The organism is Daejeonella lutea, assembly GCF_900168015.1.
GTDB lineage: Bacteria > Bacteroidota > Bacteroidia > Sphingobacteriales > Sphingobacteriaceae > Daejeonella > Daejeonella lutea.
The window spans coordinates 88,844-111,842 of sequence record NZ_FUYR01000005.1 but is presented as its reverse complement, the minus strand read 5'-3'; the positions used below and the strand labels follow the sequence as shown (position 1 = coordinate 111,842).

The window sequence follows — 22,999 nt, the reverse complement described above, 5'->3', positions numbered from 1 at the left end:
TGAATTATCTTAGTGTATGTTATTGTCCAAAATTACGGCACATCGTGAGGTAAATGTCGCATAATCATAATCGAAGCTTAATCGAAGCTTGATCGAAGGTCAATCGAAGCTCAGGAAATACAGTTTTGCTGATTAATCTTTTAGAAAAAAGTGCCTAAGTGTATTGTGTAAAAGGATAGCAGGTTGTATTTATCGTTTAACGTTGATTAGTTGGGTCTAAATGCCGGTTGTATGATCCTCTGAAAGAAATTTATTAGCTTTAACTACAATAATAAGAACCTTCAACATGTCGAATTCTTTCAGCCGCCGCAATTTCCTGCAAACAAGCGCTCTCGCCGGCACCGGAACTCTATTAACATCTACTTTACAAGCAAATAACCTGGATATGATTCTGGACAAAGATTCAATTGGTAAATCAAAATGGGATCTGGATACGCCCGCCTTAGTTGTTGATCTCGACAAAATGGATCGAAATATTAAGGCTGTACACACTCGTTTGCAGGGTAGCGGTGTTGGTGTTCGCCCGCATGTTAAAACTCATAAATCGCCTTTCATCGCGAAAATGCAGATTGCTGCTGGTGCAGTCGGCGTCTGTGCTGCCAAACTGGGTGAAGCGGAAGTGATGCTCGAGAATGGGATCAAAAATGTTCTCATGACCACTGTGAACGTTACGGCGCCGAAGATCATCAAAGCCATCGCGTTGCGGAAGAAGCACAAGGGTTTTATTCAGGCAGTTGATAACCCTCAGAACATTCAGGATCTTCAGGATGCGGCCAAAGCTGCGGGCATTAAAGCCGAAGTCGTTCTTGATATCGATGTGATCAGAAGATCAGGTGTGCCACCCGGCGAACCCGCAATGTTGCTAGCGCAGATGATTGACAAAATGCCCAATCTTAGATTTTGCGGTATTCTTGCCTACGATGGGGGAGTTCAGCATGTCGTTGGTTTTAAGAAACGGCAGGCACAAGCGCTTAAGGCTTATGAACCAGTTATCAAAACCTATGAGATGATGAAGGCGGCGGGAATGAACATGGAAATATTTAGCGGTGCAGGCACCGGAACCTATGACATTATGAGTGTTGTTCCTGGATTTACTGATGTGCAGGTAGGCAGCTATGTATTTATGGACCGGCAATACATCGAGATTGGCGGTGCAAGGAATGAGAAGGTGTTTGATGATTTTGAAACTTCCCTCACGGTGATGTCGACCATAGTCAATAACTATCATGCCGGAAGGCTCACCACCGACTCAGGCTCCAAAGCTTTTACTCTTAACAAGCCAAATCCACTAGTACTTGGCGAACCAGATTTCAACTACAACGCCGGATCCGATGAATACGGTGTTATCACATTTGAGAAGTCTAATAAAACCTACAAAGTAGGTGATAAATTAGAACTTGTCGCTCCTCATTGCGATCCAATTGTAAATCTTTATGATGTTATTTACGGAACCCGGAACGACAAGGTGGTACAGGTTATACCGGTGCTGGCCCGAGGTAAGTCGCAATAAGGAGCTGAAAGTGGAAAACTGAAAATTGAAGCGAAACGTTTAATACCGTTAAATCAGCGAGCTATACCCTGAACTAAGTTTTTCCTTCTATGTGGATATCTCTTTAATAGGTTGCACCATACTTGCACAACTATGAGAGAAAGTATTATACAGATTAAAACCTACGCGTTTGCGATTAGAATCATAAAGCTCTATAAATTCTTGTGTGAGAATAAAAAGGAGTTCGTGCTTTCAAAACAATTATTGAGAAGTGGGACAGCTCCTGGTGCTTTAAGTTACGAAGCCGAACATGCCCAGTCCAAAGCCGATTTCTTGAATAAAATGAACATTGCTTTGAAGGAAGCAAATGAAACTAAATTTTGGTTATTTCTATTGAAAGACTCCAGCTATCTTACAATTGAGGAATTTTCGGCCATTATGCCGGATTGCAAAGAAATAATTCAAATGCTAGTGAGTACCGTTAAAACTACAAAATCCTCCATGAATCGATAACTGTGCTTCAACTTTCAGTTTTCAGCTTTCAGTTATCGATTCATTATTTAGAAAATTCTCTCCATTGAAATCTAGAGCCTTTTAATAGAAATATTCCTATACCAAACATCATTTCCATGATCCTGAAGGGCAATTTTACCGGTTTTGTAAATACCGAAGGCAGGCCAGGTTTTGAATTTACTGTTGGCTACAAGGGCTTTCCAATTATCATCCCACATAGTGGTTTTTACTACCGATTCGCCGTTTTGGATAAGTTCAAGATTACCGTTGTTTAGAATAATCTCGGCTGTGTTCCATTGTCCAACGGGCTTAACGTTTTCAACGCGGCTTTTTACCAGGTCGTAAAGATCTCCTGCGCGATGTTTTGTGATTTTGCCGTCAGAGTGTCCGTCATTGTCGATTACCTGCATTTCAGGTCCAGTTGTATATGTGGCGCCGTACTTAGGATCCTCATTCACGTTAAAAATTATCCCGCTATTCCCTCCCGGAGATATTTTCCACTCCAATTTCAAATGGTAGTTGGTAAATTCTTCGTTAGTTACCAGATCGCCTCCTTGTCCGGCTGTTTTATTCTTGGTATCCAGGAATAAGGCGCCATCTACAACTTTCCAATCGGTACCAGCTGTTGGTTTACGATAGGTATGCCATCCGGTGGTTGTTTTACCGTCGAACAGCTTTTGCCATCCTTTGGAATTCGAATTGTTTACACCATCTTTTGAGGAGCTGCATCCAGCCAGTAGAGCCGCTCCAAGAATCATTACGTTTATTGATCTCATATTTATTTTTTTAAGGATAGTATGTACTTAACCATTTCTTTCGCATCGCCTTCGCTAATCGAAGGGTGCGGGGCCATTGGTATATCTCCCCAATTTCCTGCTCCGCCCTTAATGATTTTGCCAGCAAGCATCGCAATATTTTCTTCTGTAGCAGGATATTTAGCCGCCACCTCCTGATAGGCAGGTCCAAGCAGCTTTACTTCAACTTGATGACATGTCAGGCAATCACTTTTATTTATTAGCTGTTCGCCATTACCACCTGATGATGAAGGTGAATCTGTGCCAATATTATTGACGTTTGTATCTGCATTTGACTGTTGGGCTGTCGCAGATTGGTTCGCCCCAGCTGAAGTAGTGTCTGTTGATCCTGATTCTCCACTATTACTGCAGGCAGCAACGATACCGCATATCCCCAGGATAAAGATTATTTTTTTCATCGCAAAAGAGTTTATATGTCTAGTGTCAACAGGATTGTGAATGTAGTGTTTTAAATTTAAATTCCTAAAATCTTGCGGTTGATATCATCATTGCTGGCGCCAGACGCAAAATCGTCAAATGCTTTCTCGGTAACCCGTATAATGTTATCCTTGATGAATACAGCACCTTCGCGGGCTCCGTCCTCAGGGTGTTTAATACAGCATTCCCATTCCATGACTGCCCAGCCAGAATAATCATACTGAGTTAATTTACTGAAGATTTTTTTGAAGTCTACCTGGCCATCGCCTGGAGAACGATAACGCCCTGCACGATTGGCCCAGCTTTGGTATCCTCCAAAGGTTCCTTGTTTTCCAGTAGCGTTGAATTCAGCATCTTTAACATGGAATGCTTTAATGCGTTCATGATAATGATCGATGTACTGAATGTAATCCAGCTGCTGGAGGACAAAGTGTGACGGGTCGTACAACAGACATGCGCGAGGATGGTTGTTAACTTTTTCCAGGAACATTTCATAAGTGACTCCATCAAAAAGGTCCTCACCCGGGTGGATTTCATAACACACATCCACACCTTCTTTATCGAAATGGTCAAGGATTGGTGTCCAGCGTTTAGCAAGTTCAGTGAAAGCCATATCCACTAAACCGTCCGCTCTTTGAGGCCAGGGGTGCCACATATGCCATAATAATGATCCGCTGAAAGTTGCATGTGCATTCAAACCCAGATTTTTGGACGCTGTTGCGGCATATTTCATTTGCTGAACTGCCCATTCCTGTCTGGCTTTCGGATTATTTTGTAGATGAGCTGGCGCAAAGGCATCAAATGGCTGATCAAAAGCTGGATTAACGGCTACCAGTTGACCTTGTAAGTGAGTTGACAGTTCCGTGATCTCAAGCCCGCATGAATTTACAACACCTTTAATCTCGTCTGCATAGGTTTTACTTTCAGCAGCCTTTTGCAAATCGATGAAGCGGGGATCCAATGTTGGGATTTGAACTCCCACAAAACCCAGGCTTTTAGCCCACTTGCAAATAGATTCGAGGCTGTTAAACGGTGCGTCGTCGCTAATAAATTGTGCAAGAAATACTCCTGGTCCTTTTATCGTTTTCATATCCTAGAATTAAACCGTGTAATCAGTCCATTTTTCAGTACTCTCGTTGCTTCGAACAACGTTGTCGATGAACGCCATTCCGCGAATACCTTCTTCTACCGAAGGGAAATCGAGGATTTCAGCCGAAGCTTCTGTCCCATCGATTCTGGCAGAAAGTGCAAGTGCGAAATTCCGGTAGAGATTTCCGAATGCTTCAAGATATCCTTCAGGATGGCCTCCTGGTGTTCTGCAATTATGGGTAGCATATGAAGAGAGCCTGTCGGTGTAACCTGCACCCGCGCGTAATATTTCGGTCGGTCTGTCCAGCCATTTTACAAGTAATGTATTAGGTTCATGCTGAGCCCATTCCAGACCGCCATTTTCACAGTAAACCCGGATTTTTAGTGCATTTTCCTCACCAGCTGCAACCTGTGATGCCATAAGCACACCATTTGCTCCGTTATCAAACTTCAACAATACATTTCCGTCGTCATCCAGCTGGCGCCCTTCAACAACTATGTTTAGATCAGCACATACTTTAGTGATCTTTAGGCCTGAAATGTATTCAGCTAAGTGAGCTGCGTGCGTCCCGATATCTCCCATGCTTCCACTTTTTCCGGATTTCTTGGGATCTGTTCGCCAAGCTGCCTGAGCATTTCCTTCACGTTCAGATAAGCGGCTTAACCATCCTTGCGGATATTCTACCCATATCTTTCGAACTTTGCCAAGCACATTATCCTTAATCATCTGCTTGGCTTGTTTTACCATTGGATAACCTGCATATGTATGAGTGAGAAGCAGGATAAGGCCCGTTTCCTTAACTTTCTGCTGAAGTTGTTTTGCTTCATCCAGTGTAAATGCTATAGGCTTTTCGATAACTACGTGAAATCCATTGTCGAGGGCCATCATCGCAGGTGCAAAATGTGCAAAGTTCGGGGTTACAATAGTTACGAAGTCAATTTTCTGATCCGCCGGAAGCTTAGTTTCTTTTTCGATCATTTCTTCGAAAGTGAGATATGTTCTCTCTTCCGGAAGGAATAACATTTTACCACTTTCGCGTGCTATTTCGGGGTTTATACTTAAAGCTCCGCAGCTAAGTTCTACAAGCCCATCCATATTGGCAGCAATTCTGTGGATGGCGCCAATGAAGGCATCCTTTCCGCCGCCAACCATGCCCATTCTTAATTTTCTGTTCATAAACTGTATTAATATTAGATAGAATTAAATTTTATCGATTGAAGAAATGGCCTTCGTCTGATCGCGTTGTTTGATTTAACAATGATATACAAATCATGGAACTTTGAATCTCCCGCCGACTGTAAATTAATCAGGGAGTTGAGCTGCTTCTGCGTACCACCTGAATTTATTTCGGAACTGCCTATTAACTTTCCATTTTCCTGATCTAACCTCACTTCGACCGAATAAGATCCAGCCTCATTTCCATTTAAGGAACTCAGGTCAATACTGCCAATGCCGGTAAGGTCAATACCTTTAAGTTTTATCCACCCATCATTTTGCGGATAAGCAATCAGGCCGGTTGAAGTGGAATCTTTCAAAGCTAAACGTGCCCGCTGAGTTATTTCACGCGCATTAATGACATTACTTCGAAGGTAAGCAGCTCCAGTACCGGTCAGGGGATTTACCCCGGCAGAACCAGCATCGGTATACGATGCATTGATCACAAAAGTGTTATTTTCTTCTGAGCCTGATTCAGGGATTATCTGACCTTGCGCGGGTAAGCTTGGTTTTGAAGAGCTTTTGCTCCCAAGCGATAATACATATTGCGCAATTTTTTGTGCATCAGATTCAGGCATTGTTGCATGTGCCGGCATCGCCACCTCGCCCCAGACTCCGCTGCTGCCTTTCAATATCTTTGTCGCAATATAATTTATTGCATTTGCCTGTGTTTGATACTTATTGGAGACTGCTGTAAATGACGGACCAACTGAAACAGCGTTTACTTTATGGCATGCGGAACAATCTGACTTTAGCATTAATCCCTCGCCAATTTGGACATCAGGTACTTCCTGATGACCAAGAGCCGCCCCGGCCATATCGGTCCCTTTGGTATAATTGCTGGCAACGTATATTTTACTTCTGTTGACATTTGATCCCTGATCAGTTACCAAAATCTCATAGCTGATTGGCTTGCCCGGAAAATAGAATGTTTTATTTCCTTTTAATGCGACGTTCAGCTTCGGTCTGGAATTACCCGCAAACACATTTTTCTTTACACTCGAAGTGCTTGCTTTTGTTTTGTCGATTACTTCTACGCTGACAGGGAACTCACCCGCTTTGGGATACACATATTCGATTGAAGGTTGAATGGTAGTTTTTTTAGTTCCGTTACCGAGATCCCAAACGTAACTCAATGCATCGTTGTCCGGATCACTCGCAATCACCTTTGCCTGCAGCTTGTATGGCATGGTACCGCTTGTATTGGTGATGACAAGGTCATCGACCTTAGGCGGACGATTTCCCGAAATATAATCGATCCTTATTAATCCGGCATCTGGATTTTGGGTGAACCACCCTTTTCCATATTCTAACACATACAGTCTTCCATCCGGTCCAACTTCCATATCAATCGGTGCAATAAATGGTGACGATCCCATGAATGGCTCCATATTATCATAATCCCCATTAGGGTGCATAGTAACAGCCTTCACCCATCCACGTATCCAGTCATACATAAATAGCTTATTATCATAATACGCCGGATAACGCGTTTCTTTGGGATATAGCTCACTGTGATAAACCGGCCCGGCCTCCGCATTTCTGCCACCTGTACCTAATTGCGGAAATTCCTTTGATTCCGCATATGGATACCAAATAAATGCAGGTTCTACCGAAGGGAGCTCTTTTAATCCGGTATTGTTTGGAGAATTGTTAACGGGTTTCAACTTGTCAAAAGGCTCGCCGCTGGTTCCCGTTTTGTAATCATATTGTCTGTAGGCATAATTGTTTCCTACAAAATAAGGCCAGCCGAAGAAACCTGCTTTTCTGGCTTGATTCAATTCGTCATATCCCCGAGGGCCCCTCTCAGGGCTATCGGCATTTGCATCAGGGCCAACCTCACCCCAGTATAGGAAATTAGTTTTACTATCGATTGAAATCCGGTAAGGATTTCTATTTCCCATCACATAGATTTCTGGTCTTGTTAATGGAGTATTTGGGGGAAAGAGGTTGCCTGCAGGAATTTCATACGAGCCGTCAGGCTTAAGTTTTATCCGCAGGATTTTTCCACGCAGATCGTTGGTGTTACCAGAACTTCGGCCCGCATCATATTGCTCAAGCCCCGGGCGATTGTCCATAGGTCCAAATCCTTTGTTTGTAAACTGTTGATTTGGCACATCAAATGGGGTTGAATTATCGCCAGTTGAAAGATATAAAAGTCCGTCTGGTCCAAAGGCAATTGATCCACCGGTATGGCAGCAGATTTCACGCTGCGAATAAAGCTGAAGAATAATTTTCTCAGAGGACTTGTCCAGTTTGTCGTTGACGAATTTAAACCGGGATAAGCGATTAACGGAAGTGTCTATCGGACTATAGTAGATATAAACATAATTGTTCTCTTTAAAATTAGGATCGGCGGCAAGACCTAGAATACCTTCTTCAGCATTAACTCCGGGAACGGATGTTTTAGAATAAACATCCAGCGATGCGATCTGGCTTATGGTCTTTGTTTGTTCCTTATAAAGCATGATTTCCCCACGACGTTGAACAAGGAGGATGTCCAGATTTGGAAGGATGGTCATCTCAGTAGGTTCAAACAGAGTTCCCTGTGTCAGAATTGTACGAACAAATCTGTTTTCCTCGGGAGCTTTCGCTGTTGTTGCTTTAGAATAATTTAAAACAACATTATTTCCAATCGCATATTTAATACCTCCCAACAGGTGTTTGAGATATAAAGGATCATCAAAAGATTCTTTGGTGTGTCCCATTCCTGTGTAGAACGCTCGACCTCCGTCATATTGATGATACCAGGCAATTGGATGATTGCTTCCGTTTTTGCCGCCTTCATAGCTCGATTCATCCAGCGAAGCCAGGACCCTGACATTAGGATTTAGCGTTTTATAATTATACCACTCGTCAGTACGTTTCCATTTTTCCGGAAGGTGACTCGTTGATGCATTTGCCCGATCGGTAACATTGACAACAGCTTCCTGAGTTTTGGGATGACTGAGAAAATACCCGCCGACCAGTTTGCCATACCATTCCCAGTCGTATTCTGTATCGGCAGCTGCATGAACTCCGGCATACCCGCCGCCGGCCTGGATATAACGCTCAAATGCAATTTGCTGAGGGGCGTTTAGAATATTGCCCGTTGTGCTCAGGAAAACAACTGCCTTATATTTTTTCAACGAATCTTCTGTAAAATAGCTGACACTTTCTGTTGTGTCGACCAGGAAACCCTGTTCTTTACCTAGTTTAATAATTGCTGCTTTGCCGGCGGCAATCGATTCATGGCGAAAGCCGGCCGTTTTACTAAAAACCAAAATCCGTGGCTTTACCGTTTGTTTCAGTAAACGGAAAGAAAACAGCGACAGCAGTATTCCTGTGGCTATTAATACAAGGGTAGAATTTCTCATGTTGGTTATATTACGGTATTGGAATGAAGACACGGAACAAGCGTTTCAGATCTTTGTACATAATGTAAAATGTCATACTTGTTCCATTGCTGAACAAACATCTTCCGGAAAAGCTAGCGAAGGTGTTATTACAAGTTCGTTCGCTTCTGTCTTGTTGTCTTTTTATTCGGCTAGTATGATTTTTAAAAATAAAAATATACATTTATTTAATACAAGTAAACTAAATTACATTATTCAAATATTGCATTTACGCTATGTTAAGCCATAAAAATATAAGTACTTCGTGTATAACTTACACCAAAGCCTTATAATCAGTAGTTTACATCGCCGTTTTGCTTTATTTTCATTAATTTTTTATTATTTCGATTCAAACTAAAAACCAATTTTTGAAGCTATGAGCCCTACCAATCGTGTCAAATTATCACTAATGATGTTTATGGAATTCTTTATCTGGGGGGCCTGGTTTGTAACTCTCGGGACTTTTTTGGGTAAAGAGCTCTCTGCCACAGGTTCACAAACCGCAGCTGTTTTTTCTACTCAGTCGTTCGGTGCTATTATAGCTCCGTTCATTATCGGTCTAATTGCCGACAGGTATTTTAATGCTGAAAAGATCCTCGGGATTCTTCACCTGATCGGGGCAGTTCTGATGTTTCAAATGTATAATTCGACAGATTTTGCAGGATTCTATCCATATGTATTCGCATACATGATCATGTTTATGCCCACATTGGCCCTGGTCAATTCAGTCTCTTTTAATCAGATGAAGGATCCTGAAAAGGAGTTTTCATCCATCCGGATCTGGGGTACGATTGGTTGGATTGTTGCCGGGCTTTGCATAAGCTTCGTTTTCCATTGGGACTCTGCAGAAGGTGTTTCTGAGGGCTTATTGAGAAATACATTTATGATGGCAGCAATTGTTTCCGCAGTTTTAGGCTTATTCAGCTTCACGCTTCCGAAAACTCCGCCAGCCGTTGAAAAAGGGGAGAAGGTTACGATTTCTGATATTATTGGCCTGGACGCTTTAAAGCTGCTTGGCAATAAAAATTTTCTGATATTTTTTGTTTCGTCTATATTGATCTGTATACCCCTGGCATTTTACTACCAGAATGCGAATCTTTTCCTTTCAGAGCTGGGAGTTGCAAATCCGACAGGTAAAATGACAATCGGACAAATTTCAGAAGTATTGTTCCTATTGTTATTGCCTGTGTTCTTCAGCAAGTATGGTTTCAAAAAAACAATACTTGTAGGTATGCTGGCCTGGGCTGCACGTTATGCGCTTTTCGCCTATGGTAACCCAAGTGATTTAAGCTTTATGCTGATCATTGGAATTGCCCTGCATGGTATATGCTATGATTTCTTCTTCGTCTCAGGTCAAATATACACCGACTCAAAAGCTGGGAAAAAATACAAGAGCTCTGCTCAGGGTCTTATCGCACTCGCTACTTATGGTATAGGCATGCTGATCGGATTTTGGGTAGCTGGTTTGGTCAGTGATGCCTATAAGATCTCCGATACTCAGCACGACTGGCAAGGAATATGGTTGGTGGCTGCCGGCATTGCTGCAGCTGTAGCAGTACTTTTTGCGGTAACATTTAATCAGAAAAAAGAGGATGATTTAAGATTAAAAACTGGCAGTTGATTATTGGCCAGCATGTAGATTGATATTGTCACTGTAGGTGAAAAGTTAAATTTTGTATGACTTTCAATTTTCTGTGTACGGGAAAGAGATGAATTTTAGGTTGTAATATATTCAAAACGAATGGCAAAGAACGAAAATCGCCGGCGCGCCCTTAAAAGTATTATCGCTGGAACTGCTGCCTTGTCCACGGGAACTATGCTTTCATCATTTGGTAAAATGACGAATACACATTCAGGTTTACTTAAGGGAAATATCAACCATTCAGTATGCAGATGGTGTTTTAATCAGCTTTCTGTAGAAGAACTTGCTATTGCTGCAAAGGAAATGGGACTTAAAGCGATAGACCTTGTTGGTCCAAAGGATTGGCCTATCCTTCAAAAATATGGACTCGAATCGAGCATGTGCAACGGAGCTGAAATTAACCTTGTAAACGGATTTAACGATAAGCAGTATCATTCAACACTTCTGAAGAATTACTCAGATATGATACCCCTGGTGGCTAAAGCGGGATATAGAAATCTCATCTGCTTTAGCGGTAACAGGGCTGGAAAGGATGACGAAACCGGGCTTAGCAACAGTACCGAGGGACTTAAGCAATTGATGGCCCTTGCTGAAAAACACAAGGTGACTCTTGTAATGGAACTGCTTAACAGCAAAATTGATCATAAAGATTACCAGTGCGATAAAACACCATGGGGCGTTGAGCTGGTGAAACGAGTTGGTTCTGATAATTTTAAATTACTTTATGATATTTATCATATGCAGATTGATGAGGGTGATGTGATCCGCACCATCAAGGCAAACCATCAGTATTTTGCACATTATCATACCGCTGGTGTTCCGGGGCGACATGAATTAGATGAACTTCAGGAATTAAACTATCCTGCAATAATGAAGGCTATCGTGGGTACTGGTTTTAAAGGATTTGTTGCTCAGGAGTTTATTCCTGTAAAAGCAGACAAACTGGCTTCGTTGCGGCAGGCAGTTGCTTTGTGCGACGTTTAGTTTGAAAGCTAAAGTAACGGAAGTTTTGCCTACTAATAGTCTAATGAAAGCAAATAACGTATAACTTACAACCTAAATAGTTTAACACAAATGGCTGACAATACTTATGATGCAATTGTAATTGGCTCAGGGATCAGCGGCGGATGGGCTGCCAAGGAATTAACCGAAAAGGGCCTTAAAACCATAATGCTGGAACGCGGGCGAAATATTGAGCATATTAAGGATTATGTGAACGCCACAAAAAACCCATGGGATTTTCCGCACCGCGGTGGCAGGACCCAGGAGATGATTGAAAACTACCCAGTCTTGAAAAGAGATTATCCATTAAATGAGAAGAATCTTGATTATTGGGTTAAAGATAAAGAGAGTCCTTATACGGAGGTAAAACGTTTTGACTGGTATCGCGGATACCACGTTGGCGGACGTTCCCTGATGTGGGGCAGGCAAAGTTACCGATTGAGTGATCTGGATTTTGAAGCTAACGCAAAAGAAGGGGTTGCTGTAGATTGGCCGATCCGTTATAAAGACCTGGAGAAATGGTATGGCTATGTTGAACGCTTCGCAGGCATCAGCGGGAACCGTGACGGTCTCTCGCAATTGCCAGATGGAGATTTTCAGCCTGCCATGGAAATGAACGTTGTAGAAAAAGATGTCGCAGCACGTATAAAAGCCCATTTCAAGGGAGCCCGAAATATGGTAATAGGACGGGTTGCCAACATTACTCAGCCCCTGCAAAGTCGCACAAATTGCCAGTATAGAAATAAATGCTGGTTGGGTTGCCCGTTTGGGGCCTATTTCAGTACCCAATCATCAACGTTACCAGCTGCAGTTGCTACAGGAAATCTGACACTTCGCCCATTTTCAATTGTCACTAAGATTCTTTATGATAAGGACACCAAAAAGGCAAAGGGTGTTGAGGTACTCGACGCGGAAACAAACAAGACGTACGAGTATTTCGCTAAAGTCATTTTTCTGAATGCCTCTGCCCTTAATTCAACCTGGATATTGATGAATTCTGCAACTGACGTTTGGGATGGCGGTTTGGGGAGCAGCAGCGGTCAGCTCGGCCACAATCTCATGGACCATCATTTCAGGCTGGGAGCTGCGGGCCAGGCGGAAGGATACGACGATAAATATTATTACGGGCGCAGGGCAAATGGAATATACATCCCCCGCTTTCGTAATCTGGGAGATGAGAAGAGAGATTATCTTCGCGGATTTGGATACCAGGGTTCAGCCAGCCGGGAAGGCTGGGGTAGAAATGTAGCCGAGATGAGTATAGGTGGCGACTTCAAAGATGCGCTATGTGAGCCGGGAGGCTGGAGAATGGGGATCACCGCATTTGGAGAAACCCTTCCTTACCATGAAAACAAGGTTACCCTGGACAAAACTAAGAAGGATAAGTGGGGATTGAATGTCCTTTCTATTGATGCTGAGATTAAGGAGAACGAGATTAAAATGCGGAAGGACATGATGCAGGATGCCAAAGATATGCTGGAAGCCGCGGGGTTAAAAAATGTAGAAACGTTTGACAATGGATATACCCTTGGAATGGGCATTCATGAAATGGGCACAGCTCGCATGGGTCATGATCCAAAGACTTCGGTTCTGAACAAATACAATCAGGTTTGGGATGCAACGAATGTTTTCGTGACTGATGGTGCCGCCATGACTTCAGCTGCATGTCAGAATCCATCATTAACATATATGGCGATGACTGCCCGTGCAGTAGATTATGCTGTTGCGGAATTAAAAAAAGGTAATATTTAAGCTCATGGACAGAAGAGAAGCAATAGCGCAGGTAAGCTGGATATTGGGAGGAACCATTATTGGCTCAAGTATCTTTCTGGAAACAGGCTGCAAAACCAGCGCTGAAAAGGCAAAAGACTTTTTTGACAATGAAACAATCGCTTTGTTAAATGAGATGGCTGAAACAATTTTGCCGAAAACGACGACACCCGGAGCAAAGGATGCAAAAGTGGGTGAATTTATGGCGGTCATGGTGAAGGATTGTTATACTAAAAAAGATCAGGGTATATTCCGGGAGGGTATAGACCGTTTAGAGAAAAGATGTAAGGAAGACACCGGAAAGGCATTTATGGAATGCACTCCCGACGAAAGAACCAATTTTTTTGTAAAAATGGATGCGTTGCAAAAAGCATATATGGACGCAAAAACTGCCGATCAACCGTCTCATTATTTTAGAATGGTAAAGGAGTTAACACTTCTAGGCTTTTTTACTTCCGAGATTGGTTCAACAAAAGCAATGCGCTATATAGAAACCCCAGGAAAATACGACGGAAATGTGCCCTATAAAAAAGGTGATCGTATGTGGGCAAATTCGTAAAATAAATATCTGATATTAATGAAACAAGAAAAGAGTAAGACTTCGAGACGAGATTTTGTTAAAACTGCTGGTGTTGCTGCTGCCGGCTTTATGATTGTACCTCGGCACGTGCTGGGCGGCAAGGGGTATATCGCTCCCAGTGATAAACTATTGATTGCAGGTGTTGGAGTTGGAGGAAAAGGCCAGAGCGACCTTGCCGGATTTGCAAAGAATCCTAAAGCAGAAATCGCATTTCTTTGTGATGTTGACGACAGACGCGCCGCTAATTCTGTAAAGGCCTTTCCAAAAGCAAAATATTATAAAGACTGGCGTGAGATGATTGACAAAGAACGCCGTCATTTTGATGCAGTATCGGTTTCAACTCCAGATCATAATCATGCGATAGTTGCACTTGAAGCAATGAGAAGAAAAAAGCATGTTTATGTTCAAAAGCCATTAACACATGATATATATGAGGCGAGAGTATTAACGGAAGCCGCTAAAAAATATAAGGTGGTGACACAAATGGGAAACCAGGGTTCTTCATCTGATGGTTCTGCGAGTATTACTGAATGGTATAATGCCGGACTAATAGGAGAAGTGCACACGGTGTATGCCTGGACTAACCGTCCGGTATGGCCTCAGGGTATTCCATGGCCAGCAACCAAAAGTGTAGTTCCAAAAGAACTTGATTGGAATCTATGGTTGGGTACAGCCCCTTACACGGAGTATGTCGACAAGCTTGTTCCCTTTAACTGGCGGGGCTGGTGGGAGTATGGAACCGGCGCAATTGGTGATATGGGCTGCCACATGGTTGATGTACCCTTTAAGACCTTAGGCTTGACCTACGCGACAGATGTTGATTGCAGTGTCGGGAGCATCTACAACGATCAGGGTCAACGAAATTATTTCCCGGATAGTTGCCCTCCTTCATCTCATGTTACAATGACGATTAATTCTTCAAAACAAGTTACCCCAGTTCGTTTGCATTGGATGGATGGCGGAATCCAGCCGGAGCGCCCTGCCGAACTTGGCCCGGAAGAGAGATTCGGCGATGGCGGTAACGGTGTTCTTTTTATTGGGACCAAGGGCAAAATACTTTGCGATGCGTACGGAAGAAATCCAAGATTATTACCTGTCTCGAAAATGGATGATCTAAATGTTCCTGAAACACTTCCGCGGGTACCAGGACAGGAAGAAGGACACTACACCCAATGGGTTGATGCGTCGATCGCGGGATATGGAAAAATGGAGTTACGATCGGACTTTGCTATATCGGGACCATTAACGGAAGCTTTATTGGTCGGTAACCTCGCCATCCGCGCTTATGATATTCGCGTGCCAGGAGCTAATCCTAATAGCTTCCAATATCCAGGGCGGAACAAAAAATTCCTGTGGGATTCGGCCAATATGAAAATTACAAACTTTGACCTGGCTAATCAATTTGTTCAGAGGAAGTATAGAGAAGGGTTTGATGATTTTAAATTTAAGTTATAAGTAGTACGTTATACGTTTTAAGTTGTATGGCGGATAACCCATCGGAAACTACCGGTGGTTAGACGGATTTTAAGTAAAACTGCATGTTTCTTACGTTTGATGGGAATCAAAATTGGAGGACATGCAGAATTACAAAGAATTAAAAGTTTGGGACAAAGCTCATCAGCTAACTCTGAAAATTTAGACTATTACAAAAGTATTTCCCAAAGAGGAGGTTTATAGTCCTACCAACCAATTGAGGCGATGCGCATCAAGTATTCCAGCGAACATTGCCGAAGCCTGCAGTGTCGCAAAAGGAATTAGGTAATTTCTTAAATATTGCGCGCGGTTCAGCGAATGAAGAGAATACTTTTTGTTATTATCAACTGATCTCGGGTACTTAAAGAAAGATGAACACCTTTCTTTGTATGATAATATAAACGAAATCGAAGCCATGCGGATCTCCCTAATTCACAAAGTTCGTTCAACAAACAGTTAATGTTATCCGTCAAGCTGTAAGCGACCAGCAACTTATAACGTAAAACGTATCCCCTACAACTCTTATTGAACAAGCAAATTACACCCTCTGATATCACTATTATCAAACCTGCCAAGCACCTCAAATGTGCCGTCTTCGAAGGTTTTACCGAGGTCTTGGGTTGCGATAAAAGAGCAGGAATTAATGTTAGCGAGATCGATGACATTAATTCCTCCTGTTTGATCATTTCCCAGTATTTCTAAAGGGTCATTTGTGTCACGGATTTGAATAGCCATCCATGGAGGGCAGCGGAAACTGCCAGCACCTTTAGAATAAGCCTGGGAAAGGAGTTCCGTCATTCCATATTCCGAATGAATTACCGGCACGCCAAAGCCTGCGCACAAAGTGCCGTGTAGTTCTTTTTTTACCATTTCACGCCTTTTGCCTTTCATTCCACCTGTTTCCATGACTACCAGCTCAGGAAATTCTATAGAGTGACTTTCTGCAAAATCCAGCAGGGCATAGGTAACGCCAATGAGAATGGTAGGAGTGTTCGATGCCTTTAAGCTTAATAAGGTTTCGTTAAGCAATTTATGATCGTAGAGAAAATAGCCGCTGGATTGAATGTTGCTAGACCTGATCAAATCGTCTACCATGTAAATCAGCGAAGATCCATCTCTTTCAAGGTAAGACGGTAATAGGGCAAGTACCGCATATTTGCTAAAATTACCATAAAAGAGATTAAGTGCCTTCCTGAAGCTTTGAATGTATATTTCGATATCCAGAACAAAATGCTTGCTCTGCACCATTCCTGTCGTACCGGAACTCGTGAATATTTCTTCAGGCTTTCCATTTCCGTTAATTATTTCATGACTTTTGAAAAATTCTATGGGTAGAAAGGGAATGTCACCGAGCCTCTTAACCTTTGAAATGGGAATACCAAGATTTTTGATAAAATCACTGTATACCCTACAGTTTTTGGCCTGCAATCTGAATGTTTCTAACGCAACAAACTCAAATTGTTCCTTATTTTGGATAGAAAAAATATCTCCGGAGCTAATATTAATCACCTTCAAAGATACAACTGAACTCTTTAATTAATGTGCAGTCTTCTCCGGAATTACCATCGCCTGACGGAAATAATATCCTGCCAGGGCACAAAATCCTGCAGCCACGCCTCCGATAAGTCCTGAAATTAGAAGCACTATAACCCAGTTTATGCTTGTATCTGGCAAGCCAAGCATAGCGCCAACTCTGTTTGCTAAAATATGATGATTCGGAATGCTGTAATATAAACCTGTAGCAACCCACAGAGTAAATACTGCGAAGAATCCCGACCAGAATGCATGGACTCCAGATTTGCCTTTCCAAAAGGCAGCTCCAAATGCCAGAGGAGTAATGATCCACCAGGGAAGAAATAACTGGAAGAGTAAGCAGAGTGCGATTATTATAATGAACAACATAATCTTTATTATAAATTGAATAATTATTTCTTAGACATCGTCCACGATGCGTGAATGCTTTTAGGTTTATCTTCCTTTGATTTTAGATATAGCAACTCATTGAGTTTCCCCTCCGACCATGTATCTATCATATTGTCATAATAAAAGCTTCCAGGATTGCCCGATTCGCCCCCCGGAAATACACCATAAGCTTTTACATCTTTGCCAAGTGCAACTACCATGCGCCATGATGGACCATTGCTTTCGCTCATCGCGTTAACTGACGATTTTGATCCGCCATTCTTAAGAAATTTTGATCCAAATCCGGCTACTTTTGCTAGATGTGGGACGTTGGTATGCTTAATATTTCCCCAGTTCCAGGCTTCATCAATGGGCCCGTATTTGCGCTGAAGACTATCGATAGTAAACCTGAAAGCTGCATTTACAGCGTCGGTTCGAGTCTCTTTCTGGGCTGTGTGGACATTATCGAACCAATGCGAGTCCGGTTCGTTCAACAACAACTGTACGTTTCTGTCACGGGAAGGGTAACGCATAGGAATTTTCGGATCACCCAGGTCATCTTCCCAGATTTCTTTTGCCAGGCTTTTATGCCACAGCTCGAATATGCTTGCTCCAATTTCATCAGCATCAAAAAACATATTCCATTTGCTTACAATATCGAATCCTTCTCTTTCACTTGCATTTAATTTCTCGGTGTCTACAAGTTGGACAAGTGTAGGTAAGATATTCTCAGCGAGAATACTGTAATTGTCATTTTGCAAATTTATCATGCTATCCACGTTCGCTTTGGTCATCACCGTAAGTCTTTTGTTGATACGGTGAGCACGTTCGTATGCAGCGAACTCCCAGTTGATATAATATGGATAGGTTTGATCAGTTAGTGATTGATTCGCTGAGCTTACAAAATTTCTTGAAGGATTTTTAACTGTGGGATTTTGTGCAGCTTCTATCCGCCCATGCCAGTCGTTAGCTGGATCAGAACCGTCCATCAGAAATTTGCCCTGTCCTTTCCATTTTCCCGGGAAATAGCCATTCGGGGTGATTGCAATATCATTTTCAACGCTTGCAAAAACAAAGTTTTGTGCGGGAGCTGAATAATAAGTTAGTGCCTCACGATAGTCTGTGTAGTTCTTTGCTCGATTTAATTTATAAAAGGTTTTAACATCGTTTGATCCATCATGTGCAACCCAGCGTAGTGCATGGCCTGTAGGGATGTTATTGATCTTAGAGAAGTTGTCAGGTCGTTGTTCACTGGTATATACAATTGGACCATGGTGGGTGTAAAATACACTGTCGACAATTGTTTTGCCTCCTTTTACCTCAATGGTCTCAACCCGGGTTTTAACTTCATTCCATTTGTTGTTATACCAATATTCTTTTTTGGAAGAATCTTTAAATTTGATGTTATACCAGTCTAGGACATCCGCACCTACATTCGTAACACCCCAAGCTACGGTTTGATTGAATCCTATAATTACCCCAGGTGCACCAGGGATAGACACACCGTAGGCGTTTACGTCAGGCGATACCACCTGAACCTGATACCAAATTGAGGGAAGTGTGATGTCCAGGTGGGGGTCGTTTGCCAGTAAAGGATACCCGCTCGCGGTTTTCGCGCCAGAAACCGCCCAATTATTGCTTCCTATGCCTTCTTCAATCTCATGAGTTTTTATTTGGTAGGATATTTTTTTATCGCTCAATAATTCGGGAGCTGCTGGTATGGCTACCGGGGTAAAATCCCATTTTGTGCCGTTCGGGATAATTGGATCTTCACGGAATGGATAATCTGGAAAGAGATCTTTTGTAATTTCAGGGCCGTACTTATTCAAAATATTAGTCATGTAAAACTCATTCGAGCCTCCTGCAAGAGTTGCGGACATAAGTTTCAAAAGTAGGGCTGAATTCAATGGGGTCCAATCTTCAGGCACGTAATTCAACAGTTTGAATTCGATTGGATAATCACCGGGCTTCAACGAATGTATGTAGGCATTGATTCCGGCTGCATAGGCTTCCATGGTTTCTTTTATTTCAGGATCCTTCATCATCACCTTAACCATGTTTTCAGCTCCATATGTCATCCCCATACGGCGCTGGTATCTGTCAAGTTCGATAGCCTTAGGGCCTACAACTTCTGAAAGTCGTCCCGAGGCAAAACGTGTCTGGAAATCCATTTGCCATAAACGGTCTTTTGCAGTAATGTAACCCTGAGCAAAGTACAGGTCGTAGTTATTCTCGGCAAAAATGTGAGGCACCATTCTCTCATCAAACTTGATCTCAACTGAACCACGGAGGCCATCTATTTTAATGTCTCGTTCAGCATTCAATTTTGAATTTTCAGCATTTTTCCAAAATCCACGGAATGGATCCATGAATTTACCGAGAGGAGGTATATCACCAAACTTACTGTTCAATGAAATCACCAATGTTAATGCAATTAGTGATGAAATTACGGCCTTGATAATCTTCATATGGGAACTGTGGCTTTCAACCAGGTTTAAAAGTTACGACTTATTTCAAAATGTTACGGATGTATTACATTTTATTTTATGTTAAAATGTTAATCTCGGATTAATAGGCAAACAATTTTACTATGCAAGCATAAAAAAATTAATTGAAAGTCCTTGTCAGATTCAAAATATTCTACTTATGTTTATAATTACAATTAAGATAACCATAAACTAATCTCAGAATTATGAGCAGAATTTTTACCCGTTTAGCTTGCCTGTTGATTGTACTTTTCGTGAGTGCAAACATGGTATTCGCGCAAAATAGCACCATTTCAGGAACTGTCACCGACAACCTTACCAGAGAAACCCTCCCTGGTGTAACTGTAACAGTTAAAGGAACAACAATTAGTACATCTACAAATGAAAACGGGCAATTTACTTTAAATACGTCTGCAACTGCACCGTTCACGTTAGTTGCTACTTACCTTGGCTATAAAACAGTTGAACAGACTGTGACTGGGTCAGCAACGGCAATTTTGATTTCGATGGAAGCTCAAGCCATCATGGGACAAGAGGTTGTAGTGGCGGCTTCACGTACTCCGGAAAGGATATTGGAATCGCCGGTTTCGATCGAAAGGCTGGGTCAGACGGCCATTAAAGAAACAGCATCCCCTTCTTTTTATGATGCCCTAACAAATTTGAAAGGTGTGGAGTTGAGTGCCCAGAGTATCACATTTAAATCAGTAAACACTCGTGGTTTCAACGCTAACGGAAATACTCGTTTCAACCAGTACGTTGACGGTATGGATAATCAGGCACCAGCGCTGAATTTTGCTGTTGGTAATATCATCGGAATGAGTGAACTGGACTTAGACAATGTGGAGCTTTTACCAGGCGCTTCATCAGCATTATATGGTGCAGGAGGTATAAATGGTACAATGCTTTTAACGTCTAAAAGCCCGTACAGTTCACAAGGTGTCAGTTTTCAATTAAAAACAGGTTTGAATCACCTCAATGATCCTAATCAAAAAGCACGACCGTTCCAGGAAGCCGGTGTGCGATTTGCCAAAGCCTGGAATAAGTTTGCAGTTAAATCAACCGTATCCTTATTAACTGCAGATGACTGGCAAGCGACTGATTACACCAATTTTGATCGTAACTCACGCAGTGTTAAAGGTGGTGACAGAACGACCGACCCTAATTATGATGGAATAAATGTTTATGGAGATGAAGTGAATGTGAACATGCGTAATGTCGCGAATAATGTCCTCACAGCGACTTCTGCGGGAATTGCTGCAGCAAGTGGAGGAGCTATTCCAAACATTAACGCTATTATTACAGCATCCCTTCCGGTAAATGCTACACCAGCTCAAATTGGAGCCTTTCTGGGGGGATTTCCTGCAGCTCTTAGACCTTCCATTCAAAACGCCATTCCTTTTAACATTGGTTTGCGTGCTGGATTGATCCCCGATCAATCGGTATCCCGAACAGGATATAATGAGAAAGATCTGGTCGACTACGATGCACGCTCGTTCAAAACTTCAAATTCATTACACTATAAATTAAGTAATACTGTTGAAGCAATTGCACAGGTTAACTGGGGAGCGGGTACCTCTGTTTATACAGGATCCGACCGCTATTCATTAAGAAATTTCAGTATCGGACAATATAAACTTGAGTTAAAGGGTCAGGATTTCATGCTCCGAGGTTATACTACTCAGGAACGTTCGGGGGATTCTTATATATCTTCTATCCTCGGTGTGTATATCAACGAAACATCAAAGGCTAACTCGACTTGGTTTCCGCAATATGTTGGCAATTATGTAGGTGCGCGTGCTGCTGGTGCACAGGATGCACAGGCTCATGGCCTTGCCAGGTCTGCTGCTGACGTAGGACGTTATCAGGTAGGTACTCCCCAATTTAACGCTGCAAAAGAGAAGATCATGAACTCAACTATTAGTTCCGGCGCAGGAGCTAAATTTGACGATAATTCAAATCTATGGCACTACGAAGGGATGTACAATTTCACGAACGCCCTTCAGGATAAATTGGAATTACAGGTTGGAGCCTCATACCGTGTTTATGACTTGAATTCCGGCGGAACGATTTTCGACGACCTGAATCGCGAAATTGATATCAATGAATACGGTGCTTTTATTCAGGCAGGGAAGAAATTCAGCGATATTTTCAAACTAACCCTTTCAGGCCGCTATGATAAAAATATGAACTTTGAGGGCCGATTCACTCCGAGAGTTACCGGAGTATTTACCGTTGCACCTAACAACAATATCCGTGCTTCCTTTCAGACTGGCTACCGTAACCCAACCACGCAAAATCAGTATATCGATCTGGCAGTACTTGGGGGAGCAACACGTTTAATTGGAGGTTTACCTGAAAGTATTTCAAAATACAGCCTGTACACTAATAAGCCTTTTACGGATGTGAGTTACAGAGCTTTCCTTGCTTCTGCGTCTGCAGGAACTCCTAATCCGGCCTTGTTGCAAACATATACCTTCGATCCAAAAGGCGTGCGTCCTGAAAGTGTCAAGGCTTATGAACTTGGATATAGAGGTTTACTAGGTTCAAAAGTTCTAATTGATGCATATGGTTACTATAACCAGTACAAAGATTTTATTACAGCAGTTGATGTGTATCAAAACGTGTCGAACGTGTTCACTAGATTCGGTGTTCCGGTGAATGCAGCGGGTGAAGTAACGGCTTATGGAACAGCTGTGGGTATCGACTACATGATCGGCACTTTCAATCTAAATGGTAATCTGTCCTATAATAAGCTGGGTGAAATCCCTGTTACTTATGTTAACGATTTCAATACCCCGACAGTTCGCTACAATATTGGACTCAGTAACCGTGAAGTTGTAAAGAACGTTGGTTTTAATGCATCCTACCGCTGGCAGGATTCTTTCTATTGGACGTCCTCATTTGCCTCAGGCAATGTTCCGGCATTCGGCACAGTAGACGCACAGGTGAATCTTAAGATACCAAGTGTAAAATCAGTCATTAAAATCGGCGCATCGGATCTTTTGAATAAATACTACACCACATCATTTGGTAATCCTTTGATGGGCGGTATGTATTATGTAGGATTTACATTTAATCAATAAGATTTTTTCGAAGAAGTTAACTAACCAATACTTTAGTAGGTCCCGTTTCATTAATTTGGAACGGGACTTGCTATTTTGTATAAAGTGAGATATATTTTTTAGTATGTGTCTAAACTGGTATTTTGTCGGCATATTATCTTTGCGTAAT

The 22,999-nt window shown here is 42.2% G+C and carries 17 protein-coding genes; 9 read left to right on the top strand and 8 right to left on the bottom strand.

From position 1 onward, the window contains the following. Window positions 1-286: 286 nt before the first annotated feature. Both B5X60_RS16500 and B5X60_RS16495 read left to right on the top strand, forming a co-directional pair. Window positions 287-1,510, top strand: a complete 1,224-nt coding sequence (locus B5X60_RS16500; protein WP_079703832.1) for a DSD1 family PLP-dependent enzyme — start codon at window positions 287-289, stop codon at window positions 1,508-1,510. Between the two features lie 132 nt (window positions 1,511-1,642). Next, window positions 1,643-2,002, top strand: coding sequence for a four helix bundle protein (locus B5X60_RS16495; protein ID WP_079703831.1), 360 nt, complete (start codon window positions 1,643-1,645; stop codon window positions 2,000-2,002). 71 nt (window positions 2,003-2,073) lie between these two features. On the opposite strand, the gene B5X60_RS16490 is transcribed toward B5X60_RS16495, so the two are convergent. The 5 genes from B5X60_RS16490 to B5X60_RS16470 are packed head-to-tail and all read right to left on the bottom strand — an operon-like array spanning window position 2,074 to window position 8,895. Further along, window positions 2,074-2,778 (bottom strand): 3-keto-disaccharide hydrolase, encoded by a 705-nt coding sequence (locus B5X60_RS16490; RefSeq protein ID WP_079703830.1) that lies wholly within the window; start codon window positions 2,776-2,778, stop codon window positions 2,074-2,076. Window positions 2,779-2,780: 2 nt separating this feature from the next. After that, the gene (locus B5X60_RS16485) at window positions 2,781-3,215 is read right to left on the bottom strand and encodes a c-type cytochrome (protein WP_079703829.1); all 435 of its coding nucleotides are present in this window, start codon (window positions 3,213-3,215) and stop codon (window positions 2,781-2,783) included. A gap of 56 nt (window positions 3,216-3,271) precedes the next feature. Beyond that, window positions 3,272-4,324 carry a sugar phosphate isomerase/epimerase family protein gene (locus B5X60_RS16480; protein WP_079703828.1) on the bottom strand — a complete coding sequence of 351 codons (1,053 nt, stop codon included), beginning with the start codon at window positions 4,322-4,324 and terminating at the stop codon, window positions 3,272-3,274. Between the two features lie 9 nt (window positions 4,325-4,333). Continuing rightward, the gene (locus tag B5X60_RS16475; RefSeq protein WP_079703827.1) at window positions 4,334-5,500 is read right to left on the bottom strand and encodes a Gfo/Idh/MocA family protein; all 1,167 of its coding nucleotides are present in this window, start codon (window positions 5,498-5,500) and stop codon (window positions 4,334-4,336) included. A 14-nt stretch (window positions 5,501-5,514) separates the two neighbouring features. Next, window positions 5,515-8,895: a ThuA domain-containing protein gene (locus B5X60_RS16470; protein WP_079703826.1), complete on the bottom strand. Its 3,381-nt coding sequence runs from the start codon at window positions 8,893-8,895 to the stop codon at window positions 5,515-5,517. 394 nt (window positions 8,896-9,289) lie between these two features. On the opposite strand from B5X60_RS16470, the gene B5X60_RS16465 reads away from it, so the two are divergent. The 6 genes from B5X60_RS16465 to B5X60_RS18550 all read left to right on the top strand — a co-directional run bounded on the left by B5X60_RS16465 (window position 9,290) and on the right by B5X60_RS18550 (window position 15,669). Continuing rightward, window positions 9,290-10,534 (top strand): nucleoside permease, encoded by a 1,245-nt coding sequence (locus B5X60_RS16465; protein ID WP_079703825.1) that lies wholly within the window; start codon window positions 9,290-9,292, stop codon window positions 10,532-10,534. A gap of 120 nt (window positions 10,535-10,654) precedes the next feature. Beyond that, on the top strand, window positions 10,655-11,539 hold the full coding sequence (locus B5X60_RS16460; protein ID WP_079703824.1) for a hydroxypyruvate isomerase family protein: 885 nt from the start codon (window positions 10,655-10,657) through the stop codon (window positions 11,537-11,539). A 90-nt stretch (window positions 11,540-11,629) separates the two neighbouring features. Beyond that, window positions 11,630-13,309 (top strand): GMC oxidoreductase, encoded by a 1,680-nt coding sequence (locus B5X60_RS16455; protein ID WP_079703823.1) that lies wholly within the window; start codon window positions 11,630-11,632, stop codon window positions 13,307-13,309. A gap of 4 nt (window positions 13,310-13,313) precedes the next feature. Next, window positions 13,314-13,886: a gluconate 2-dehydrogenase subunit 3 family protein gene (locus B5X60_RS16450; RefSeq protein WP_079703822.1), complete on the top strand. Its 573-nt coding sequence runs from the start codon at window positions 13,314-13,316 to the stop codon at window positions 13,884-13,886. Between the two features lie 18 nt (window positions 13,887-13,904). After that, the gene (locus B5X60_RS16445) at window positions 13,905-15,362 is read left to right on the top strand and encodes a Gfo/Idh/MocA family protein (protein ID WP_079703821.1); all 1,458 of its coding nucleotides are present in this window, start codon (window positions 13,905-13,907) and stop codon (window positions 15,360-15,362) included. Window positions 15,363-15,549: 187 nt separating this feature from the next. Continuing rightward, window positions 15,550-15,669, top strand: coding sequence for a four helix bundle protein (locus B5X60_RS18550; protein WP_262485825.1), 120 nt, complete (start codon window positions 15,550-15,552; stop codon window positions 15,667-15,669). 233 nt (window positions 15,670-15,902) lie between these two features. Here the strand turns inward: B5X60_RS18550 and B5X60_RS16435 are convergent, their stop codons facing one another. Genes B5X60_RS16435 through B5X60_RS16425 form a run of 3 tightly spaced genes read right to left on the bottom strand, consistent with a single transcriptional unit; the run spans window position 15,903 to window position 19,750 of the window. Further along, a complete protein-coding gene (locus B5X60_RS16435; RefSeq protein ID WP_139377515.1) occupies window positions 15,903-16,889 on the bottom strand; it encodes a LuxE/PaaK family acyltransferase in 987 nt (328 codons plus the stop codon). 27 nt (window positions 16,890-16,916) lie between these two features. Continuing rightward, window positions 16,917-17,282: a hypothetical protein gene (locus B5X60_RS16430; RefSeq protein WP_079703820.1), complete on the bottom strand. Its 366-nt coding sequence runs from the start codon at window positions 17,280-17,282 to the stop codon at window positions 16,917-16,919. 23 nt (window positions 17,283-17,305) lie between these two features. After that, window positions 17,306-19,750: a penicillin acylase family protein gene (locus B5X60_RS16425; RefSeq protein ID WP_079703819.1), complete on the bottom strand. Its 2,445-nt coding sequence runs from the start codon at window positions 19,748-19,750 to the stop codon at window positions 17,306-17,308. A 224-nt stretch (window positions 19,751-19,974) separates the two neighbouring features. On the opposite strand from B5X60_RS16425, the gene B5X60_RS16420 reads away from it, so the two are divergent. After that, window positions 19,975-22,851: a TonB-dependent receptor gene (locus B5X60_RS16420; RefSeq protein WP_079703818.1), complete on the top strand. Its 2,877-nt coding sequence runs from the start codon at window positions 19,975-19,977 to the stop codon at window positions 22,849-22,851. Window positions 22,852-22,999 lie beyond the last annotated feature (148 nt).

Coding starts and splice junctions, on each gene's coding strand:
- B5X60_RS16500 (WP_079703832.1), top strand. CDS start 287: ATGTCGAATTCTTTCAGCCGCCGCAATTTCCTGCAAACAAGCGCTCTC.
- B5X60_RS16495 (WP_079703831.1), top strand. CDS start 1,643: ATGAGAGAAAGTATTATACAGATTAAAACCTACGCGTTTGCGATTAGA.
- B5X60_RS16490 (WP_079703830.1), bottom strand. CDS start 2,778: ATGAGATCAATAAACGTAATGATTCTTGGAGCGGCTCTACTGGCTGGA.
- B5X60_RS16485 (WP_079703829.1), bottom strand. CDS start 3,215: ATGAAAAAAATAATCTTTATCCTGGGGATATGCGGTATCGTTGCTGCC.
- B5X60_RS16480 (WP_079703828.1), bottom strand. CDS start 4,324: ATGAAAACGATAAAAGGACCAGGAGTATTTCTTGCACAATTTATTAGC.
- B5X60_RS16475 (WP_079703827.1), bottom strand. CDS start 5,500: ATGAACAGAAAATTAAGAATGGGCATGGTTGGCGGCGGAAAGGATGCC.
- B5X60_RS16470 (WP_079703826.1), bottom strand. CDS start 8,895: ATGAGAAATTCTACCCTTGTATTAATAGCCACAGGAATACTGCTGTCG.
- B5X60_RS16465 (WP_079703825.1), top strand. CDS start 9,290: ATGAGCCCTACCAATCGTGTCAAATTATCACTAATGATGTTTATGGAA.
- B5X60_RS16460 (WP_079703824.1), top strand. CDS start 10,655: ATGGCAAAGAACGAAAATCGCCGGCGCGCCCTTAAAAGTATTATCGCT.
- B5X60_RS16455 (WP_079703823.1), top strand. CDS start 11,630: ATGGCTGACAATACTTATGATGCAATTGTAATTGGCTCAGGGATCAGC.
- B5X60_RS16450 (WP_079703822.1), top strand. CDS start 13,314: ATGGACAGAAGAGAAGCAATAGCGCAGGTAAGCTGGATATTGGGAGGA.
- B5X60_RS16445 (WP_079703821.1), top strand. CDS start 13,905: ATGAAACAAGAAAAGAGTAAGACTTCGAGACGAGATTTTGTTAAAACT.
- B5X60_RS16430 (WP_079703820.1), bottom strand. CDS start 17,282: ATGTTGTTCATTATAATAATCGCACTCTGCTTACTCTTCCAGTTATTT.
- B5X60_RS16425 (WP_079703819.1), bottom strand. CDS start 19,750: ATGAAGATTATCAAGGCCGTAATTTCATCACTAATTGCATTAACATTG.
- B5X60_RS16420 (WP_079703818.1), top strand. CDS start 19,975: ATGAGCAGAATTTTTACCCGTTTAGCTTGCCTGTTGATTGTACTTTTC.